At 63.6% G+C, this 20,563-nt stretch carries 20 protein-coding genes; 10 read left to right on the top strand and 10 right to left on the bottom strand.

Annotation, left to right across the window (positions count from 1 at the left end):
• The first annotated feature begins 190 nt into the window (after positions 1-190).
• Complete coding sequence (gene sthA, locus IX761_RS00360) at positions 191-1,585, top strand: Si-specific NAD(P)(+) transhydrogenase (RefSeq protein ID WP_194787585.1); 1,395 nt, start codon at positions 191-193, stop codon at positions 1,583-1,585.
• Between the two features lie 48 nt (positions 1,586-1,633).
• Here the strand turns inward: sthA and IX761_RS00355 are convergent, their stop codons facing one another.
• A complete protein-coding gene (locus IX761_RS00355) occupies positions 1,634-2,350 on the bottom strand; it encodes a glycerophosphodiester phosphodiesterase (protein ID WP_194787584.1) in 717 nt (238 codons plus the stop codon).
• Between the two features lie 30 nt (positions 2,351-2,380).
• The gene (locus tag IX761_RS00350) at positions 2,381-2,965 is read right to left on the bottom strand and encodes a PilZ domain-containing protein (RefSeq protein ID WP_194787583.1); all 585 of its coding nucleotides are present in this window, start codon (positions 2,963-2,965) and stop codon (positions 2,381-2,383) included.
• 93 nt (positions 2,966-3,058) lie between these two features.
• Between IX761_RS00350 and IX761_RS00345 the strand changes: the two genes are divergently transcribed.
• From IX761_RS00345 to IX761_RS00335, 3 genes are all read left to right on the top strand, one after another.
• A complete protein-coding gene (locus IX761_RS00345; protein WP_194787582.1) occupies positions 3,059-4,309 on the top strand; it encodes a lipoprotein-releasing ABC transporter permease subunit in 1,251 nt (416 codons plus the stop codon).
• Positions 4,310-4,316: 7 nt separating this feature from the next.
• Positions 4,317-5,000: a lipoprotein-releasing ABC transporter ATP-binding protein LolD gene (gene lolD / locus IX761_RS00340; RefSeq protein WP_194787581.1), complete on the top strand. Its 684-nt coding sequence runs from the start codon at positions 4,317-4,319 to the stop codon at positions 4,998-5,000.
• A 62-nt stretch (positions 5,001-5,062) separates the two neighbouring features.
• A complete protein-coding gene (locus IX761_RS00335; RefSeq protein WP_194787580.1) occupies positions 5,063-6,307 on the top strand; it encodes a lipoprotein-releasing ABC transporter permease subunit in 1,245 nt (414 codons plus the stop codon).
• A 295-nt stretch (positions 6,308-6,602) separates the two neighbouring features.
• Here the strand turns inward: IX761_RS00335 and IX761_RS00330 are convergent, their stop codons facing one another.
• A complete protein-coding gene (locus IX761_RS00330) occupies positions 6,603-7,949 on the bottom strand; it encodes a heavy metal sensor histidine kinase (RefSeq protein ID WP_194787843.1) in 1,347 nt (448 codons plus the stop codon).
• Positions 7,946-8,626, bottom strand: coding sequence for a heavy metal response regulator transcription factor (locus tag IX761_RS00325; protein WP_194787579.1), 681 nt, complete (start codon positions 8,624-8,626; stop codon positions 7,946-7,948). The genes IX761_RS00330 and IX761_RS00325 overlap by 4 nt, the downstream gene beginning before the upstream one ends.
• Positions 8,627-8,866: 240 nt before the next feature.
• Here IX761_RS00325 and IX761_RS00320 point away from each other — a divergent pair, with 240 nt between their 5' ends.
• Together IX761_RS00320 and queF are read left to right on the top strand one after the other, a co-directional pair.
• Positions 8,867-9,385, top strand: coding sequence for a cupredoxin domain-containing protein (locus tag IX761_RS00320; RefSeq protein WP_194787578.1), 519 nt, complete (start codon positions 8,867-8,869; stop codon positions 9,383-9,385).
• A 68-nt stretch (positions 9,386-9,453) separates the two neighbouring features.
• Entirely contained in the window at positions 9,454-10,284 is an 831-nt protein-coding gene (queF, locus tag IX761_RS00315) for an NADPH-dependent 7-cyano-7-deazaguanine reductase QueF (RefSeq protein WP_194787577.1), read from the top strand.
• Between the two features lie 296 nt (positions 10,285-10,580).
• On the opposite strand, the gene IX761_RS00310 is transcribed toward queF, so the two are convergent.
• Together IX761_RS00310 and IX761_RS00305 are read right to left on the bottom strand one after the other, a co-directional pair.
• The gene (locus tag IX761_RS00310; protein WP_194787576.1) at positions 10,581-10,844 is read right to left on the bottom strand and encodes a DUF4404 family protein; all 264 of its coding nucleotides are present in this window, start codon (positions 10,842-10,844) and stop codon (positions 10,581-10,583) included.
• Between the two features lie 122 nt (positions 10,845-10,966).
• The gene (locus IX761_RS00305) at positions 10,967-11,530 is read right to left on the bottom strand and encodes a phosphonoacetaldehyde phosphonohydrolase-related protein (protein WP_194787575.1); all 564 of its coding nucleotides are present in this window, start codon (positions 11,528-11,530) and stop codon (positions 10,967-10,969) included.
• A 190-nt stretch (positions 11,531-11,720) separates the two neighbouring features.
• On the opposite strand from IX761_RS00305, the gene IX761_RS00300 reads away from it, so the two are divergent.
• On the top strand, positions 11,721-12,428 hold the full coding sequence (locus tag IX761_RS00300) for a VacJ family lipoprotein (RefSeq protein WP_194787574.1): 708 nt from the start codon (positions 11,721-11,723) through the stop codon (positions 12,426-12,428).
• 53 nt (positions 12,429-12,481) lie between these two features.
• Here the strand turns inward: IX761_RS00300 and IX761_RS00295 are convergent, their stop codons facing one another.
• The gene (locus IX761_RS00295; protein ID WP_194787573.1) at positions 12,482-12,781 is read right to left on the bottom strand and encodes a PilZ domain-containing protein; all 300 of its coding nucleotides are present in this window, start codon (positions 12,779-12,781) and stop codon (positions 12,482-12,484) included.
• A gap of 356 nt (positions 12,782-13,137) precedes the next feature.
• Between IX761_RS00295 and rssB the strand changes: the two genes are divergently transcribed.
• Entirely contained in the window at positions 13,138-14,322 is a 1,185-nt protein-coding gene (gene rssB, locus IX761_RS00290) for a two-component system response regulator RssB (protein WP_194787572.1), read from the top strand.
• Positions 14,319-14,801 carry an anti-sigma factor antagonist RssC gene (gene rssC, locus IX761_RS00285; protein WP_194787571.1) on the top strand — a complete coding sequence of 161 codons (483 nt, stop codon included), beginning with the start codon at positions 14,319-14,321 and terminating at the stop codon, positions 14,799-14,801. Before rssB ends, rssC begins: the two co-directional genes overlap by 4 nt.
• 248 nt (positions 14,802-15,049) lie before the next feature.
• Here rssC and IX761_RS00280 read toward each other — a convergent pair whose 3' ends face one another.
• The 3 genes from IX761_RS00280 to dusA all read right to left on the bottom strand — a co-directional run bounded on the left by IX761_RS00280 (position 15,050) and on the right by dusA (position 19,236).
• A complete protein-coding gene (locus IX761_RS00280) occupies positions 15,050-16,903 on the bottom strand; it encodes an alkaline phosphatase D family protein (RefSeq protein WP_194787570.1) in 1,854 nt (617 codons plus the stop codon).
• A 205-nt stretch (positions 16,904-17,108) separates the two neighbouring features.
• A complete protein-coding gene (gene tal, locus IX761_RS00275; RefSeq protein ID WP_194787569.1) occupies positions 17,109-18,035 on the bottom strand; it encodes a transaldolase in 927 nt (308 codons plus the stop codon).
• A gap of 220 nt (positions 18,036-18,255) precedes the next feature.
• Positions 18,256-19,236 (bottom strand): tRNA dihydrouridine(20/20a) synthase DusA, encoded by a 981-nt coding sequence (gene dusA / locus IX761_RS00270; RefSeq protein ID WP_323744552.1) that lies wholly within the window; start codon positions 19,234-19,236, stop codon positions 18,256-18,258.
• A 130-nt stretch (positions 19,237-19,366) separates the two neighbouring features.
• Between dusA and IX761_RS00265 the strand changes: the two genes are divergently transcribed.
• The gene (locus IX761_RS00265; RefSeq protein ID WP_194787568.1) at positions 19,367-20,461 is read left to right on the top strand and encodes a tyrosine-type recombinase/integrase; all 1,095 of its coding nucleotides are present in this window, start codon (positions 19,367-19,369) and stop codon (positions 20,459-20,461) included.
• The last annotated feature ends 102 nt before the right edge of the window (positions 20,462-20,563 follow it).

The following is a 20,563-nucleotide window of genomic DNA, read 5'->3' as shown; positions in this document are numbered from 1 at the left end:
ATGATTCGGCACCATGGAGCCGGTGCAACCACATGTAGTGCAGGCAACAGTGGCCTACGACGCGACCAAGGGTTAATGTGCGCGGCGTTCACGCTTGATTAGACTGCACCCGAATTTTCTCATGGCGCTCAGGCGGCATGATCGCGCCCCGCGGCCATCCGGTCGGCGGGCCAGTTCTGAAGGAGTACGCATGGCTGTCTACAACTACGACGTAGTGGTGCTGGGTTCCGGCCCGGCCGGAGAAGGCGCGGCAATGAACGCCGCCAAAGCAGGGCGCAAGGTGGCGATGGTCGACAGCCGCCGCCAGGTCGGCGGCAACTGCACCCACCTGGGCACCATCCCGTCCAAGGCGCTGCGTCACTCCGTGCGGCAGATCATGCAGTTCAACACCAACCCGATGTTCCGCGCCATCGGCGAACCTCGCTGGTTCTCCTTCCCCGACGTGCTCAAGAGCGCCGAGAAGGTGATCAGCAAGCAGGTCGCCTCGCGCACCGGCTACTACGCCCGCAACCGCGTCGACGTGTTCGTCGGCACCGGCAGCTTCGCCGACGAGCAGACCATCGAAGTGGTCTGCCCCAACGGTGTGGTCGAGAAGCTCAACGCCAAGCACATCATCATCGCCACCGGCTCGCGCCCGTACCGCCCGGCGGACATCGACTTCCACCACCCACGCGTCTATGACAGCGACACCATCCTCAGCCTCAGCCACACCCCGCGCAAGCTGATCGTCTATGGAGCCGGGGTGATCGGTTGCGAATACGCCTCGATCTTCAGCGGCCTGGGCGTGCTGGTGGAGCTGGTGGACAACCGCGGCCAGTTGCTGAGCTTCCTCGACTCGGAAATCTCCCAGGCGCTGAGCTACCACTTCAGCAACAACAACATCACCGTGCGCCACAACGAGGAGTACGAGCGGGTTGAGGGGCTGGACAACGGGGTGATCCTGCACCTGAAGTCGGGCAAGAAGATCAAGGCCGACGCCTTGCTGTGGTGCAACGGCCGTACCGGCAACACCGACAAGCTGGGCCTGGAAAACATCGGTATCAAGGTCAACAGCCGTGGCCAGATCGAGGTCGACGAGAGCTACCGCACCAGCGTGCCGAACATCTACGGTGCCGGTGACGTGATCGGCTGGCCGAGCCTGGCCAGTGCCGCCCACGACCAGGGCCGTTCGGCCGCCGGCAGCATCGTCGACAACGGCAGCTGGCGCTTCGTCAATGACGTGCCGACCGGCATCTACACCATTCCGGAGATCAGCTCGATCGGCAAGAACGAGCAGGAACTGACGCAGGCCAAGGTGCCCTACGAAGTGGGCAAGGCCTTCTTCAAGAGCATGGCCCGTGCACAGATTGCCGGCGAGCCGCAGGGCATGCTGAAGATCCTGTTCCACCGCGAAACCCTGGAGGTCCTGGGCGTGCACTGCTTCGGCTACCAGGCTTCGGAGATCGTCCACATCGGCCAGGCGGTGATGAACCAGCCGGGCGAGCAGAACAACCTGAAGTACTTCGTCAACACCACCTTCAACTACCCGACCATGGCCGAAGCCTATCGGGTAGCTGCCTACGACGGTCTGAACCGGCTTTTTTGAGCGGCTCCGACCGGTGGCCTGAGCCGGTCGGGGAGACCGATTTCAGCCCTACCCGAGGGTGGTCTTGGCCAAACCGGGAAAGTCTGTGATCAGGCTGTCCACGCCAAAATCAGCGAGCCGGCGCATCAGCGCCGGTTCGTTGACCGTCCACACCGACACGTGCAAACCCTGTTTCTGGGCCTTGAGCAGGCGCTCGGGGGTGCACAGCGTCCAGTTCAACGCGAGCATCTCGCAGTCGTAGTTCTGCGCGACCTTCAGCGGGTCGAGCCAGGCGTACTCGGCGACCAGGCCGCGTTTCACGTCCGGCACCAGCTCCAATGCGGCGCCCAGCACTTCCCGTGAGCTGGACGTGATGGTGACTTTGTCCAGCACACCGTACTGCTGCGCCAGTTCGCGAATCGCCAGCACAGTGCTGGCTGCGCGGGTGCGCGAGGCGCTTTTCACTTCGAGCTGCCAGTGCTCGAAGGGGCATTTCTCGAACAGTTCTTCCAGTGTGGGGATAGGGCAGGGCTGCACATGGCCTGGGCCGCCCTTGCGCGCGTCATAGGTGACCAGGTCGGCGGCCGTGTGCTCGACCACCTTGCCGCGTCGGCCAGTGGTGCGCTTGAGCGTGGGGTCGTGGATCACCATCAGTTCGTTGTCGGCCGACAGGTGCAGGTCGAGTTCGCAGCGGGTCACGCCGTGCGACAGGCACTGGCGGAAGCTGTTCAGGGTGTTCTCGGGGGCTTCGCCCTTGGCGCCGCGGTGGCCATAGATCAGGGTCACGTTCGTTCCTTCAAATCAGCGAGCATAAGCTCAGGAGGCGGGGTCGTTCTGTTCCAGCGCCTGGCGCCGCTGTTGTTGCTGGCGCTGCAGGATGTAGCGTGCCAGCAACTGGCGCTGGGCGTCGGTCATGTCGATGAATTCGGTGCCCACCTCGTAGTCGCCGTCGGGGCGCGGGTCGCAGTGGGTGACCCGGCCGCGCAGCAGCAGGCCGTGGGCGCGGGGCATCAGCACCATCTTCACTTTGACCCGGGTGCCGGGTGCGATCTTTTGTGCTTGCGCAAATTCCAGGCCGCCTTCGGAGATGATCACCGGTATCGGCTGGCCGATCTCGCCGATCAGCGTCTGCGCCACCACGGCGCTGAGCAGGTCGAGGCGTTTGTTCTGGGCGCGCAGGAAGGCGGCGAGGGTGCGGTCCTTTTCGCTCAGCTGGCGCAGCAGGTGTTGCGACTCGAAGTCCGAAAGGTGCAGCTCGCTGAGCAGGTTGAACAGCGGTGAATCATCCTGCAACAGTTCTGTTTCAAGGGCTTCAGCCGCGCTCAAGGGGTTGATTTGAAGTGCGATCCGATCTTCGATGCGGTAGTATTCGCGGCGATCTTCTTCGTCTAGTGTCGTCATGGCGAACCCAAGGTTACGGCGGTGGTCCGAGTGTAAAGCCGCTGTAGGCGCCCCGCCACAAGGACGTTCCCTTTCATCCGAACAAGCCCCGACATGTTCAGACCTCTTTTCGTATTCATTGGTACGCGCTACACCCGTGCCAAGCGTCGCAACCACTTCGTTTCGTTCATTTCGCTCACCTCGATGATCGGCCTCGCCCTGGGCGTGGTGGTGATGATCGTGGTGCTCTCGGTGATGAACGGCTTCGATCACGAGATGCGTACCCGCGTGCTGGGGATGATCCCCCACGCCACGCTGGAGACCGGCCAGCCGATCAACGACTGGCAGGCCCTTGCCGATAAAGTAAAGCAGAATCCGCAGGTGACGGCGGTCGCGCCCTTCACCCAGATGCAGGGCCTGCTTACTCACGAGGGCAAGGTGCAGAAGGTGCTGCTCAACGGCATCGACCCGGCCCGTGAGCGCGAGGTGTCGATCATCGACAAGTTCGTGCTGCAGGGCGGCCTCGACAAGCTGGCGCCGGGCGAGTGGGGCATCATGATCGGCGACAAGGCCGCGCTGAAACTGGGGGTGAACGTCGGCGACAAGCTGACCTTCGTCGCCCCGGAGGTCAGCGTCACGCCCGCCGGGATGTTCCCGCGCATGAAGCGCTTCACCGTGGTGGGTACCTTCCACGTCGGTGCCGGCGAGATTGACGGCTACCTTGGGTTGACCAACATCGCCGACCTGTCGCGCCTGCACCGCTGGAAGCCCGACCAGGTTCAGGGCATCCGCCTGAAGTTCGACGACCTGTTCCAGGCCCCGCGTGCCGCCTGGGCCATCGCCCAGCAACTGGGTGACCAGGAATACTACCCGCGTGACTGGACCCGCACCCACGGCAACCTGTACCAGGCGATCCGCATGGAGAAGTCCATGATCGGCCTGTTGCTGCTGCTGATCGTCGCGGTGGCGGCGTTCAACATCATTTCCACCCTGGTGATGGTGGTCAACGACAAGCGCGGCGACATCGCCATCCTGCGCACCCTTGGCGCCACGCCTGGGCAGATCATGGCCATCTTCATGGTCCAGGGCACGGTGATCGGCGTGGTCGGCACCTTGATCGGCGCGGTGCTGGGGATTCTCGGCGCGCTCAATGTCAGTGCGGCGATCGCCGGCATCGAGACGCTGATCGGGCACAAGTTCCTCAATGCCGACGTGTATTTCATCGATTACCTGCCTTCGCAGCTCCAGGCCCAGGACGTGTACATGGTCTGCGGCGCGGCGCTGGTCCTGAGTTTCTTCGCCACCCTGTACCCGGCCTGGCGCGCCTCGCGCACCCAGCCTGCAGAGGCGCTACGTTATGAGTGAGTCGCGCATGAGTGATAAAGCCGTGTTGAGTTGCCGCAACCTGGGCAAGAGCTACGATGAAGGCCCGGAGTCGGTGCAGGTGTTGTCCGGGTTGAACCTTGAGCTGCACCCGGGCGAACGGGTGGCCATCGTGGGCAGCTCGGGCTCGGGCAAGAGTACCTTGCTCAACTTGCTGGGTGGCCTCGACACTCCCTCTCAGGGCAGCGTCTGGCTGGCCGGTGAAGAACTGTCGGCGCTGGGCGAGCGCGCCCGTGGCCTGCTGCGCAACCGCGCGCTGGGCTTCGTCTACCAGTTCCACCACCTGCTGCCGGAGTTCACCGCCCTGGAGAACGCCTGCATGCCGCTGCTGATCGGCAAGACCGCCATCGCCGAAGCCCGCGAGCGCGCCGAGGCGCTGCTCAAGCGCGTTGGCCTGGGCCACCGCCTGAACCACAAGCCGGCCGAACTGTCCGGTGGCGAACGCCAGCGTGTGGCCATCGCCCGCGCCCTGGTCAACCGCCCGGGCCTGGTGATGCTCGACGAGCCCACCGGTAACCTCGACCATCACACCGCCCAGGGGATCCAGGAGCTGATGCAGGAGCTTTCCACCCATTCGCAGACGGCGTTCCTGGTGGTGACCCACGATCTCAACCTGGCGCGCCAGATGGACCGTGTGCTGCGCCTGGAAGACGGGCACCTGGTGGCGATCTGAGCCGCTTGCGCGGGGCGCCGCCAGGCCGCCCCGGTTGACTATCAATTTAGGTGTTCCCGTTCATGTTCAGACCCTTGCCCTTGTTCATCGGTGCCCGCTACACCCGTGCCAAGCGCCGCAACCACTTCATCTCGTTCATTTCCATGACCTCGATGATCGGCCTGTCGCTCGGCGTGCTGGCGATGATCGTGGTGCTTTCGGTGATGAACGGTTTCCAGCGCGAAATGAGCTCGCGGGTGCTGGGCCTGGTGCCTCACGCCGCCATCCTGGGTGTGCAGCCGCTGGATGACTGGCACAAGGTCGCCCGCGCCGCCGAGGGCAACCCGGCGGTGATGGCTGCGGCGCCGATCACCGAGATGGAAGGCATGCTCTCGTACAAGGGCGCGATGCAGCCCATTCAGGTCGCCGGTATCGACCCGGACGAGGAGGCCAAGGTCTCCATTGTCACCCAGCACATCGTGCAGGGCAGCCTGCAGGCCTTGGTGCCTGGCGAGTACGGCGTGGTCATCGGTGAGCTGACCGCGCGGCGCTTCCGCCTCAATACCGGTGACAAGCTGACCCTGATCGTTCCCGAGGTCAGCAACGAGCCAGGCGGCATCACCCCGCGCATGCAGCGCCTGACCGTGGTTGGTATCTTCAAGGTCGGCGCCGAATTGGACGGCTCCCAGGCCTACATCCATATGGTCGACGCGGGCGAGATGCAGCGCTGGGCCCCCGGTCAGGTGCAGGGCGTACGCCTGAAGCTGCACGACCTGTACGCCGCGCCGCAGGTATCCAAAGCCATTGTCGCCGGCCTGGGTGATGCCTATCGCGCCGATGACTGGTCGCACACCCAGGGCAGCCTGTTCAGCGCCATGAAGATGGAAAAGACCATGATCGGCCTGCTGCTGATGATGATCATCGCGGTGGCGGCGTTCAACATCATCGCCACCCTGGTGATGGTGGTGAACGACAAGGGCCCGGACATCGCCATCCTGCGCACCCTCGGCGCCACGCCGGCGCAGATCATGGGCACCTTCATGGTCCAGGGCAGCCTGATCGGTATCGTCGGGACGCTGATCGGTGGGGTGCTCGGGGTGGTCGCCGCGTTCAACGTCAGCCAGATCGTCGGCTGGCTGGAGCGGGTCAGCGGGCAGCATATCTTCACCTCCGACATCTACTTCATCAGCAGCCTGCCGTCCGAGCTGCAGTGGGGCGATGTCGCGCTGATCTGTACGGCTGGTCTGGTGATGAGCTTCCTGGCGACGATCTACCCGGCGTACCGCGCTTCGCAGGTGGAACCGGCCATGGCGCTGCGTTACGAGTAAGGGCTTGCAAGTCAGAGCGCGCGTTGCCCCCCCATCGCCGGCAAGCCGGCTTTGGCCTTGAGGGTGATCCTCACCATGCGGGAGCAACTGTCTTGCGCATGAATCTGTAGGAGCGGCCTCGTGCCGCGAAAGGGGTGCGTAGCGCCCCCAGGATCTCGATTACACCTCAAGATTGCCGGGGCCGCTTTGCGGCCCTTTCCGGCCGGTCCGGCGCCCCGGCAAGGCCGCTCCTACAGGGGGAGCATGCTGGCCGCCAAGTGTGTGCGGCTTGCCGGCGATGGGGTGCGCAGCAGCCCTAAGCAGGCAGCTCGATCACAAACCGCGTCCAGCCATCTGCACACTCTGCTCTGATGCTACCCCCATGCGCCTGCACGATCGACCGGGTAATGGCCAACCCCAACCCCGCATGCTCGCTGCTGCCTTCCTGGCGCGCCGGGTCCGCCCGGTAGAAACGGTCAAACAGCCGTTCCAGCAATTGCGGAGGGATCGCCGGCCCGGTATTGGCCACGCTGACGCGCAGGCCATCTGCCAAAGTGACGCGGATCTCGCCCCCGGCTGGCGTGAAACGCAGCGCATTGTCCAGCAGGTTGGACAGGGCGCGGCGCAGCATGTGCCGGTCGCCCTCGGTGCGTGCCTGCCCCTCGCGCAGTAGCCGCACCTCGGCCTCCTCGGCCAGCGGCGCGTAGTACTCCAGCAGTGCGTCGACCTCCCCGGCCAGGTCCAGCGGCTGGCGGCTGGGCATCAGCAGGCCGTGGTCGGCCTTGGCCAGGTAGAGCATGTCGTTGACCAGTTGGGCCATCCACTGCAGCTCCTCGAGGTTGCCGTGCAGGGCTTCGCGGTACTCTTCCAGGGCGCGCGGGCGGGTGAGGGTGACCTGGGTGTGGGTGAGCAGGTTCGACAGCGGTGTACGCAACTCGTGGGCGATGTCGGCGGAGAACGCCGACAGGCGCTGGAAGGCATCGTCCAGGCGTTGCAGCATGGCATTGACCGTCGCGGCCAGTTCGGCCAGCTCCTCGGGCATTTGCTCTGCGGGCAGCCGCGTGGTCAACGAGCGGGCATTGACGCTGGCCGCGACCTTGCCCATCTGCCGCAGCGGCTTCAGCCCTCGGCGCGCGGCCCAGGCACCGAGCAGCGCGGTGGCCAGCGCCGACAGTCCGACCGTGAGCCAGATCAGGCGCTGCATGCCTTGCAGGAAATGCTGGTGATGGGTGATGTCGAGGAACAAGGTCAGTTGCGGCGAATCGGGCCGGCCCTGGTCGAGCGCGATGCTCAGGCTGCGATAGTCGACGCCCTGGGTGCGCAGCGTAGCCAGACCGGCGCCGCGTGGCTCGTCCGGCAGCGCCGCGCGGCTGTCGAACCAGGGCGTGCCATCGGCGCCGCGCACGCGCAGGGCAAGGTCCGCCTGGTGGCTCAGTTCGTTGATCAGCATGGGCAGGCGCGTGGCTAGTTGCTGCGGGGTGGCGACACCGTCAAGCAGGCTGCGCATCAACGACAGGCGGCCGCTGAGCAGTTGCTGGTCGAGCTCGACGAAGTGCTGCGCGCTGGCGCGGTTGAACAACAGGCCCGCACCCAGCGACACGGCGGCGGTGCAGGCGGCGAACAGCAGGGCCAGGCGCCCGCCCAGGGAGAGGCGGCGCATCAGTCCTGGCGCTCCTCGAGCACATAGCCCATGCCGCGCACGGTGTGGATCAGCTTGGTGGCGTGGTTGTCGTCGATCTTCAGGCGCAGTCGGCGGATGGCCACTTCGATGACGTTGGTGTCGCTGTCGAAGTTCATGTCCCACACCTGCGAGGCGATCAGCGACTTGGGTAGCACCTCGCCCTGGCGGCGCAACAGCAACTCGAGCAGGGCGAACTCCTTGGCGGTCAGGTCGATGCGGCTGCCGGCGCGCTCGGCGCGGCGGCGGATCAGGTCCAGGCGCAGGTCGCCCAGGCTCAGGCTGGTGTCCTGGCTGGCGCTGGCGCCCCGGCGCAGCAGGGTGCGCACCCGTGCCAGCAATTCGGAGAAGGCGAAGGGCTTGACCAGGTAGTCGTCGGCGCCCAGCTCCAGGCCATGCACGCGGTCCTCGACGGCATCACGGGCGGTGAGGAACAGCACCGGGGTGTCCAGGCCTGCCTGGCGCACGGCCTGGAGGATCTGCCAGCCATTGCGCCCGGGCAGCATCACGTCGAGGATCAGCAGGTCGTGGTCGCCGGTCAGGGCCAGGTGCTGGCCGGTGTCGCCGTCACCGGCCAGCTCGGTGGCGAAGCCGGCCTCGCGCAGGCCCTGGTTCAGGTACTGGCCGGTCTTGGCCTGGTCTTCGACGATCAGCAGTTTCATGGAGTTTCCAGGATTTTAGGGTGTGCCGTGGGAGCGGGCTTGCCCCGCGATCGGCGTGACATCGCCATCGCGGGGCAAGCCCACTCCCACGTAACCGCAATGACAGGGGTGTTGGCGAAATCATACGTGACGATCCGGCGCGCCGCCCAAGCTGACAAAGTTGTAATCTTCCCGTCAGCCAGCTGCCAGTCAGCTTTTTCGAGAATGGCACCATTCTCGCTGTGTTATCCGGAGTTACCCATGAAACACCTGTTCCTCGCCGCCACCCTCGCGCTGCTTAGCCTGCCCACATTCGCCGACGCATCGAAGGCCTTCGCTTTTGGTGAGCCGGCACCGGCGGCCAAGGCCAGCCGTACCGTCGAAGTGGTGCTCAAGGACATCGCCTTCGAACCCAAGAGCCTCAAGGTCAAGGCCGGCGAAACCGTGCGTTTCGTGCTGATCAACCAAGGCCAGTTGCCCCATGAGTTCAACCTGGGTGACAAGGCCATGCACGTCGAGCACCAGAAGGAAATGATTGCCATGCAAGGCAAACTGTTCACCGCCGGCATGAATCACGAAGGCATGGACCATGGCCAGATGGGCCACGGCCAGACAATGGACGGTGGCCACACCCATGGTGGCGGCAACACTGTGCTGGTGCAGCCCGGCCAGCGCGCCGAGCTGACCTGGACCTTCCACAAATCGGCACCCATCGAGTTCGCCTGCAACGTACCAGGGCACTACCAGGCCGGCATGGTCGGGCCACTGACCATCGAGTGACGGGCGCTGCAAGGCGGGGGGCAAAACCGGTAGACTAGGGGCAATTTCGAACCTTCAGGTCAGTTTCCATGCATCCCGCCGCCGAACACTCCCCGCTGGGCAAGTCCAGCGAATACATCGCCACCTATACCCCCGAACTGTTGTTCCCCATCCCGCGCCTGGCCAAGTGGGCCGAGCTGGGTGTCAGCGGCGACGCGTTGCCCTGGCAGGGGGTGGACTTCTGGAACTGCTTCGAGCTGTCCTGGCTGCTGCCATCGGGCAAGCCGGTGGTGGCCATCGCAGAGTTCGCCATCCCTTGCGATTCGCCGAATATCATCGAGTCGAAGTCGTTCAAGCTGTACCTCAACTCGCTGAACCAGACAGTGTTCCAGAGCGTGGCCGAGTTGCAGGCCTGCCTGGTGAAGGACCTGTCGGCGGCTGCGGGCAAGCCGGTGGCCGTGAAGGTCAGCACGTTGGCCGAGATCGAGGCCCAGGGCGTGACCGCCTTGCCAGGCCAGTGCATCGATGCGCTGGATATCAGCATCAGCAACTATGAACAGCCGCAGCCGGAACTGCTGCGCTGCTCGACAGAGCGTGTGGTGGAAGAGACCGTGCACAGCCACCTGCTCAAGTCCAACTGCCCGGTGACCGGCCAGCCGGACTGGGGCAGCGTGGTGGTGGAGTACAAGGGGCGGGCGCTGGATCATGCCAGCCTGCTGACCTACCTGATCAGCTTCCGTCAGCATGCCGACTTCCACGAGCAGTGTGTGGAGCGTATTTACCTGGACTTGAAGAACTTGCTGCAACCGGAGCATTTGACGGTGTATGCGCGGTATGTGCGCCGGGGTGGGTTGGATATCAACCCGTACCGCAGCACCCGGGCGATCAGCCCGCAGAACCTGCGCCTGGTTCGGCAGTAAATCAATCGGGGCCGCGTTGCGGCCCATCGCCGGCAAGCCGGCTCCCACAGGGCCGCACTGCCTGCGGGAGCAACTGTCTTGCACCGCTTTTTTGTAGGAGCGGCCTTGCCGGGGCGCCGGACCGGTCGGAAAGGGGGGCGCAGCGCCCCCAGGATCTCGAATACACCTCAAGATCGTCGGGGCCGCTCTGCGGCCCATTCGCGACACAAGGCCGCTCCTACAGAGGCCGCGCAAGATTTGGGAGTCGGCTTGCCGGCGATGGGCTGCTTCGCAGCCCCATTCGATATCAAAGAGGGTCAGATCCCCATGCTGTGCAGCGAGTTGGCGATGCTGCGCAGGGTGGCGGTGAGGTCCGGGTGATCGGCTTCGAAGCGTTCGATGGCGAGGTTCACGCCATCCACCAGGTTGTTGTCCGGCGTGGCCTCTTCGAGTTTCAGCTGTGCCTCGATCTGCCGTGCTTCTTCATGCAGGCTGGCCAGCTCTTCGTCCGTTAGCGGTACGTTGCGGTCCAGTTGCTCGCGCAGGCTGTCAAGGCGCTCTTGCAATTCGCGGGCAGGCATTGTTCGTTCTCCATCAATGGCTTGGCAAGGCATGGACCTCAGCGAAGCAGTAAAGGTTCTTGCCTGCCCTCTAGCGTAATCCACCTGCCGGTGCTTTGCATGACCCTTGTCAACGGCCGGCGCTAGGGTTTTTCGCCCTTGTGCCGACGCTGGGCGATGTCCGCCAGGCAGCCGTCGAGGGATTCCAGATGGTCGATCACCGAGTGCACCCCCAGGCCGAACAGCTCCAGCGTGGCTTTGCCGCGGGCTTGCTCCTGTTCTTTGGCGCTCATTGCCTGCCACTGGCTGGAAGCCAGGTCGCAGGAGGGGCTGCAGGCGGCCAGGCCGACGGTCCACAGGCCGGCGTTGAGGCCTGATTGCAGCAACAAGGGCTCGCCGCTGACCAGCACGCAACCTTCCAGGCGCTGGCTTTCGAGGGTCATCAAGGCTTGCCAGCAGGCGTTGGGCGCAGGCCACTGGCAGCCTGTGGCGAGGTGGCCGGGTAGCCAGTCGGGCAGCACGCCGGTCAAGCGTTTGCTTTGGGGGGCGCTGAGCTGGTCGAGCCAGATGCAGGGCACCTGCCTGGCGCGTAGCTTGGCCAACGAGTCGAGGGCGCCAGGGGCGGGCAGGGGGCTGCCGTTCGCCGCCTGGACCAGGCAGCCGCGCAGTCCGAACAGCACGGCGGTGAAGGCGGGTGCGTCTTGCATGGCCACTTCCCTGAAATAGTCCGCAGGCTATCCAGTCATTGTTACCGGGCGATGACTGCAACAGTTGTTCACAAAATGTTTAGCAAATTTATGTAAGGCTGTTTATCAGCCGGTGAGCCATTATACTGGCGCCTTGTTCAGCAGCGTGCCAAAGGCCGCTGCAGCCGTGAAATCCGATGGAGAAACATCTATGCGTAGGATCGGTGCCGGAGTGATCGATCGAGTCACCCAGGCTTGTGTCTGCGCCAGCCTGTTGCTGGCGCCCGTGGCAGCCACCCAGGCGGCCACCGAGGACGACCCCTGGGAGGCGGTCAACCGACCGATCTTCAGGTTCAACGACCTGCTGGACACCTATGCCCTCAAGCCATTGGCCCAGGGTTACCAGGCTGTTACCCCGCAGTTCCTCGAAGATGGCATCCACAACATCTTCCGCAACCTGGGTGATGTGACCAACCTGGCCAACAACGTGCTGCAGCTCAAGCCGCATGCGGCGGGTGTCGACACGGCGCGGATCATCGTCAACACCACCTTCGGCCTGGGCGGCTTCTTCGACGTCGGCACCAAGATGGGCCTGCAGCGCAGTGACGAAGACTTCGGCCAGACCCTCGGCTACTGGGGCGTGCCCAGCGGCCCGTACGTGGTGATCCCACTGCTCGGCCCAAGCACCGTGCGCGACGGCCTGGCCAAGTACCCGGACACCTACACCGAACCCTACCGCTACATCGACCACGTGCCGACGCGCAACTCGATCTTCGCCCTCGACGTCATCGACACCCGCGCCAACCTGCTGTCGGCCGAGAAGCTGATCCAGGGCGACAAGTACATCTTCATTCGCAACGCCTACCTGCAGAACCGCGAGTTCAAGGTCAAGGATGGCGAGGTCGAAGACGACTTCTGATCCTGGCGGATACGAAAAAGGCGACCCTCGGGTCGCCTTTTTGCGTCTTGGGCTCAGTGCATCGCCAGGATGCGCAAGCCGAGCTTCTGCGCGCCCCCCGGCTGGTCGGCGATCCATACCACCTCGGTGCTGGCGTGCAGGCCCTTGAGGGCAGGGTGGTCGGACTCGATGCGTACCTCGAGGTGGTCACCCACCTGAAAGCGCTGCGGCGCCTGCACTTGCATGCCACTGCTGGACAAGTCGAGGCACATGGCCGCGATCACCTGGCCTTCATGCAGCAGGCTGGCCTCGGTGTCGATGCGCATGCGGATGTAATCGCGTTTCTCACTGTGGCTGGTGGGTGTCTGGGGCATGCTCGGTTCCTTTGCATGGGGTTGCAGTGCTGGCCTGACCGTCGGGCCGATCATACGTCCGGGTAAAACGTGACGGCAATGTGCCGGCTGCGATGAGCCTGTCCATATGCATATCGATGCCATCAAATGATTCGTTAATAACCGTGAGTGATTAGCGTGAAACACTCGACCCTTGCATGCTTGAAACGCCTTGCGGATGGGAGTACCGTCTGCGCCTTACAGGGCACCACTGCTATTTGCCGGGCGAGTCTTCTTGTCCTACAACTCAGAGAGTGAGTGATTACACAGTATTCCAGTAACGTCTGTCGGCCCGCCGACGCACGCTACGCCAACCCCAATCGGCGCCGTTCGCCCACATGCAGAAAACCAGTGCAACGCTGCTGATCATCGATGACGACGACGTGGTCCGTGCCAGCCTCGCCGCCTATCTGGAAGACAGTGGCTTCAGCGTCCTCCAGGCCAGTAACGGCCAGCAGGGCCTCCAGGTCTTCGAAGAACACCAGCCCGACCTCGTGATCTGCGATCTGCGCATGCCGCAGATGGGCGGCCTTGAACTGATCCGCCAGGTCAGCGAGCGCGCCCCGCAGTTGCCGGTGATCGTGGTGTCTGGCGCCGGCGTCATGAGCGATGCGGTCGAGGCCTTGCGCCTGGGCGCGGCGGACTACTTGATCAAGCCCCTGGAAGATCTTGCCGTGCTCGAGCATTCGGTGCGCCGCGCGCTCGATCGCTCGCGCCTGGTGCTGGAGAACCAGCGCTACCGCGACAAGCTCGAAGCCGCCAACCGTGAACTGGAGGCCAGCCTGCACCTGTTGCAGGAGGACCAGACCGCCGGGCGCCAGGTGCAGATGAACATGCTGCCCGAGAACCCTTGGGTAGCAGGTGAGTACGCGTTCGAGCACCAGATCATCCCGTCGTTGTACCTGTCGGGCGACTTCGCCGACTACTTCCGCGTGGATGACCGGCGCATCGCCTTCTACCTGGCGGATGTGTCCGGGCACGGTGCGTCGTCGGCGTTCGTCACCGTGCTGCTCAAGTTCATGACCACGCGGCTGCTGTTCGAATTCAAGCGCGGCGGCAAGATGCGCGAGTTCAAGCCTTCGCAAGTGCTCAGCCACATCAACCGTGGGCTGATCAACTGCAAGCTGGGCAAGCATGTGACCATGGTCGGTGGCGTCATCGACGAGGACACCGGCCTGCTCACCTACAGCGTCGGTGGCCACTTGCCGCTGCCGGTGCTGTACACCCCGGGCGAAGCGCGCTACCTGGAAGGCCGCGGCCTGCCGGTGGGGCTGTTCGACGAGGCCAGCTACCAGGACCAGGTGATCGAGCTGCCACCGCAGTTCAGCCTCACGCTGATGTCCGATGGCATTCTGGACCTTTTGCCGGGGGGCACACTCAAAGATAAGGAAGCGACCTTGCCGGAGATCGTCAAGGCCGCGGGGGGTAGCCTGGAGGGGCTGCGCCAACGATTCGGATTGGCTACGCTTGGGGAGATGCCGGATGATATCGCCCTATTGGTGTTGAGCAGGAACCTTGCATGAGTACCGGTAGAATCCAGTTCGCCGAGCAGAGCGGGACCTTCGTCCTGAAGTTTGTCGGTGAAGTGCGCCTGACATTGTGTTCGGCGCTGGATGCGACGATCGAGAAGATTTTCACCGCGCTGAACTTCTCGGCCATCGTCATCGACTTGACCGAAACCGAAAGCATCGACAGCACCACGCTGGGTCTGCTGGCCAAGCTGTCGATCCTGTCGCGGCAAAAGGTTGGCCTGCTGCCGACCGTGGTCACCACCAACCCCGATATTTCCCGGCTGTTGCAGTCCATGGGCTTCGACCAGGTGTTCAACATCGTCGACCGCCCCGTACCTTGCCCGGAATGCCTGACCGACTTGCCGTCGCAGGATCAGAACGAGGAGGTGGTGCGCTCGAAGGTACTGGAGGCGCACAAGATCCTCATGGGCTTGAACGACTCCAACCGTGAAGCCTTCCATGACCTGGTGAGCGCGCTCGAGCGTTCCTGATCGGTTTTTACCTGCTCCATCGCTATCGCCGGCAAGCCGGCTCACACAGGGTCATGGCCGACGCTGTGTGTAGGAGCGGCCTTGTGTCGCGAAAGGGGTGCGCAGCGCCCCCAGTGCCTCGAATACACCTCAAGATCGCCGGGGCCGCTATGCGGCCCTTTCCGGCCGGTCCGGCGCTCCGGCAAGGCCGCTCCTACAGAGACCGCGCAGGATGTGGGAGCCGGCTGACTGGCGAATGGGGCTGACGCTCACTCCCGCCGAACGAATGCCGTCGCCGGCGCCCTGTCGGCATTGAGCTGATACACCCGCTCCGGCCGCCCCTGCCCGTCGAAGAACACCTGCCCCAGCCCCGCGCTGTTCCACAACCGCTCGCCGGCCTTGCTATGGCTGGGCACCCGCGGCACCACCTCCATCTGCCGGCGCTTGGTGAACCAGTTGAGTGGCGAGCGCGGTGCGTACAGCCAACGGTTGAGCCGGTCCAGCACATCCAACAGGCGCCGGGGGAACTCGTTCTTGATGCCGCTGCTGGTCACCTGCCACAAGTGCGGGCTGCGCTGGCGGTGACGGATCAACACCTCATAGACGAACGAGTAATGCACGTCGCCCGAGAGCACCACGTAGTGCCCCGGCGTGCGCGAGTGGCTGAAGATGTTGAGGATCACCTGCGCCGCGCCACGGTGGGCCATCCAGTTCTCGGCGTCCACCAGCAAGGGGTGGCCCAGCGCGCTGAACACCCGCTGCACGGTCTCGATCAGCTTGACCCCGAAGATCGGCGCCGGTGACACGATGATCGCCGAAGGATGGTCCAGCAGGGCCTGTTGCAGCTCACACAACGCCTCCCAGTCGAGCAGACCCGACGGCTTGGCCAGGCTGCTCTCGCTGCGCCAGCGCCGGGTGCGGGTGTCCAGCACCAACAGCGGTGGGTCGCTGGGCAGCTCGAACTGCCAGCCCTGGAAACGCAGCAGTTCGCCGATCAGCGCGTCGCGGTCCTGCTCCGGTTGCAGGCACTGCGCGATCAGCGCCGCACAGCCATCCGGGTCGTTGCCCCAGCCCTGACACAGCAAGTAACCCAGCAGCGCATTGCCGATGATGCGCCGCGAGAACGGGTGGCCGTAGGCGGTCTGCTCCCATTGCGCCGACAGGTTCCAGTCGTCGGTGATGTCATGGTCGTCGAAGATCATCAGGCAGGGCAGGTGGGCCATCACCCGTGCCACCCGGCCCAGCCCGTCACGGAAGCCCTCGATCAGCGGTAGCTCGTGCCGGTAGCGCGCCTGGCGCTGGTCGGTGAGCCCGGCAGGCATTGCCATGCGCACCAGCGTCCAAGGTGTGGGTGACCACACCAGCAGGTACATGGCCATGACCTCGGCGAAGGTCACCAGGTGGTTGTCGGCGTTGCTGGACGAGAAGATCGGTTTGCGTTTGCCGCCGAAGAAGCGTTCGCGCAGGGTTTCGTTGCTTTGCTGGGCGGGCAGCAGGTCGGCGCGGTGGTAGTAGCTGGCGGGGTGCTGGTAGAGCTCGGCGCCGTTGGCCACCAGGGCGCCGTCCAGGGTTTCGTCGAACAGGCCCAGGTGCTCGATCAGTTCGTGGATGGCCCGCAGCATGGGGCCGGCGACGTCGTCGGCGTAGACCTGGTCGCCGGTCATCAGCAGCACGGCCGGGCGTTGTTGCGGTTGCTCGCAGGCCAAAAGCAGGCGGTCGGCGCACAGCAGGCCGTCGGCGGCGGGGTGGTGGGGCTTGCGGCACGAACCGTGGAGCAGGTGATCGAGGCGCTCGCGCAGTACGAAGCTTGGGCGGCTGGCGCCGGGGTAGAGCAGGTGTGGCGCCCAGTCGGCGATGCCCTGGCCGTCGATCAGCAGGTCGTAGGTGATCGCGACGTCGCGGGGCAACGGCTGGTCGAACTGGATGTCCAGCAAATGGACGAATGCACGCTCGCCCACGGCGATGGTTTCGCAGTGAAGGCTGAGGGTGATGCCTGGGTGGTCGATTAGGAAGTCAGGCCGCGACGGTTGCGAGCCGACCAGCCAGATGGCCAGGCGTTGGGGTTCAAGGCGGCGCAGTACCGGACCGGCAAGCACGAAGGGCAATGGGGCGGGGGAGGTCATTGACGGCTCTGTTAGGCTGACTGGCCCCTTCGCGGGTAAACCCGCTCCCACAGGTGCGGTGCGGCCATCAAGACCAGCGCAGCGCTTGTGGGAGCGGGTTTACCCGCGAAGGGGCCATCATGTTCAAGCACTTCAAGGGTGGCTGAAACAAAAACGGGCGGAAAATGCTGCGCACTTCCCGCCCGCTTGGCAAACCCGATATGTATCAGGCCTTTTCGGCCATCAGCTTCTCGAGCTTCTCCTGGTCCCGGGCGAACTGGCGAATGCCCTCGGCCAGCTTCTCGGTGGCCATGGCGTCTTCGTTCATCGCCCAGCGGAACTGGCTCTCGTTCAGCACCTGCTTCGCCTCGCCGGCGTTGCCCGGCTTGAGCACCCGTGGCAGCGCGCCCTGGTCGTCCGACAGTTGCACCAGCAGTTCCGGGCTGATGGTCAGGCGGTCGCAGCCGGCCAGCTGTTCGATCTGGCCGATGTTGCGGAAGCTCGCACCCATCACCACGGTGTCGTAGCCGTTGGCTTTGTAGTAGTCATAGATACGGGTGACCGACTGCACGCCCGGGTCTTCGGCGCCCACATATTCTTTGCCGGTGCTCTTCTTGTACCAGTCGTAGATACGGCCCACGAACGGCGAGATCAGGAACACCCCGGCATCGGCGCAGGCCTGGGCCTGGGCGAAGGAGAACAGCAGGGTGAGGTTGGTCTGGATACCTTCCTTCTCCAGCTTCTCGGCGGCGCGGATGCCCTCCCAGGTGGAGGCCAGCTTGATCAGCACGCGGTCTTTCGTGATCCCGGCCGCTTCATAGAGCCCGATCAGTTGGCGGGCCTTGTTCAGCAGTGCGGGTTCGTCGAACGATAGGCGCGCATCCACTTCGGTGGAGATACGCCCCGGGATCACTTTGAGGATGCCCGCGCCCACGGCCACGGCGAACTTGTCGCAGGCCAGGTCGACATTGCCCTTGGCGTCTGCCTTGACCTGCTTGAGCAGCTCGGCGTAGCCGGGGATGGCGGCGGCCTTGAGCAGCAGTGAGGGGTTGGTGGTGGCATCGACCGGCTTGAGGCGGGTGATGGCGTCCAGGTCCCCGGTGTCGGCGACCACGGTGGTGAACTGCTTGAGTTGTTCCAGCTTGGAGGTCATGGGCGTGCTCTGTCCTGTGCAATGGCTCGACATTACCCGAGCCCTACCGCCTGCTCAAGGCCCCCTGTAGGAGCGGCCTTGCGTCGCGATGGGCTGCGCAGCAGCCCCGGGCAATCCAGGGCTATGCCAAAGGTGAGCATTCGAGTCGAAACCTGACCGGAGGTTCCTGCTTGTGGCAGCGGACTTGCCCGCGATAGGGGCGCAAGGCGCCCCCAGACCCTCACCGGCCCGCCAGCAACTCCGCCGCCTGGTCCAGCACCGCCAGCGGCGCATCGGTCTTGTGGATGTCCGCCGACAGCAACTGGCGGAAGCGCCGCGCCCCCGGGAAGCCCTGGCCCAGCCCGAGGATGTGCCGGGTAATGTGGTGCATCGCGCCACCGCTCTGCAGATGCGCGACGATGTACGGCCGCAGTCGCTCCATCGCCTCGCTACGGCTCACCACCGGCGCATCGCTGCCGAACAGCTGCTGGTCCACCTCGGCCAGCAGGTAGGGGTTGTGGTACGCCTCGCGCCCCAGCATCACGCCATCGAAGGTTTGCAGGTGGGTGTGGCACTCGTCCAAGGTCTTGATGCCGCCGTTGAGCACCAGCTCCAGGTCAGGGAAGTCTGCCTTGAGCTGCGCCGCCACGTCATAGCGCAGGGGCGGGATCTCGCGGTTCTCCTTGGGCGACAGCCCTTCGAGGATGGCGATGCGCGCATGCACGGTGAAGCTGCGGCACCCGGCGTCGCGCACCTGGCCGACGAAATCGCACAGCTCGGCGTAGCTGTCGCGGCCATTGATGCCGATGCGGTGCTTGACCGTCACCGCAATGCCCACCGCGTCCTGCATGGCCTTGACGCAATCGGCCACCAGCGCCGGGTGGCCCATCAGGCAGGCGCCGATCATGTTGTTCTGCACCCGGTCGCTGGGGCAGCCGACATTGAGGTTGACCTCATCGTAGCCAGCCTGCTCGGCCAGGCGCGCGCAGGCTGCCAGGTCCGCCGGCACGCTGCCGCCCAGTTGCAGGGCCAGCGGGTGCTCGGACGCGTCATGGCGCAGGAAGCGCTGGGCATCGTTGTGCAGCAGGGCGCCAGTGGTGACCATCTCGGTGTAGAGCAGGGCGTTTTTCGACAACAGGCGCAGGAAGAACCGGCAGTGACGATCGGTCCAGTCCATCATGGGGGCAACGCTGAATCGCCTACTGATAATATCTTGATTTATAAGGGTTTTTTCTTCTGAAAAATTCACTTAAAAGCCTTCATGTGTAGCCTTGGTGCACACGCGGTGTGCATGATGGGTGTGTGCAGTGTATTATTCGGGTACGTCAGAATGAACAGGGATTGCACACGCAATGGCAAGTATTGTAAAGCTTCCAAGCGGCAGCTGGCGCGCTCAGGTTATGCGCGGTGGTGTGCGGAAGGGCATGACGTTCAAGAAACGCGCTGACGCAAAGCGTTGGGCTGCGGAGATGGAAAGCAAGCTTGACAGCATCAGGGCTGTCGGCACAGCGCCAACGCCTAAAGGATCGACTGTTGCGGATTTCATTGACAAGTACATTGAAGAAACCGATCCGGTCAAGCCACACGGCAAGAACAAAAAAGCGACACTCCTACGCCTGAAATCTGAGTTCAAGGGTGTCCTGATGTCGGAGTTCTCGATCCTTCATCTACGTGATTTTGTAGACAAACGGCTCAAGCAGAAGACCCAGGCTGGCACGATAGTTTCTGGTGTTACTATAGCTGTCGATCTGTCGTACATTTCGACGATTTTGCATTGGGCTCGGGAGGTGAAGCATTACGACGTTGATGCAGGTATTGCAAACGAAGTCCGTAGCAGTCTGTCACGCAGGGGGGTGAGTACTCGTAGCAATCAGCGTGAAAGAGAAGCTACAGAGGATGAGCTCGACAAAATTTTTGCTGCTTACGAAGCGAAGGGGTCAAGACAAGAGATACCCATGCAGCACCTGATTGCTTTCGCCTTGGCCTCAGCAATGCGGCAAGAGGAAATTTGTCAGATCCTCATTGAAGATATCGACCATGTTGATAAAACAGTAGTGGTCAGAAATCGTAAGCACCCGCATGAGAAGATCGGGAATAACCAGACGGTTCCGCTTCTACCTGCTGCATGGAAAATTGTCATGGCGCATGTGGGGGATCGAAAAGCGGGACGCATTTTTCCGTACAACCAGCGTTCGGTTAGCGCGTCATTTACTCGTATTTGTAAGCAATGCAAGATAGATGACCTGCATTTTCATGATCTGCGGCACGGAGCGATTGGCAAGCTATTCACTGTCGGTCTCCGGATCGAGCAGGTGGCTCTGATTTCCGGGCACCGAGATTGGAAGATGCTGAAGCGCTACACGCACATTAAAGCCAAAGACGTGCAGAAGGCCTTCAATGACCTGCTTGGTGTGCAGTCACAGGCGGTCGAAATGATGTCAAATTGATCGCAGAATGGACTATCGACTACGGAGCCCTAAAGAAGAATTCCCAAATCTGGTGAAATTCAATCCGGTGATACCGGACTAACGGACTTCCGTAGCGGGTCG

The sequence above is a fragment of the Pseudomonas sp. UFMG81 genome, from assembly GCF_015354575.1.
Classification (GTDB): Bacteria; Pseudomonadota; Gammaproteobacteria; order Pseudomonadales; family Pseudomonadaceae; genus Aquipseudomonas.
This window is presented reverse-complemented; position numbering and strand designations above follow the sequence as displayed.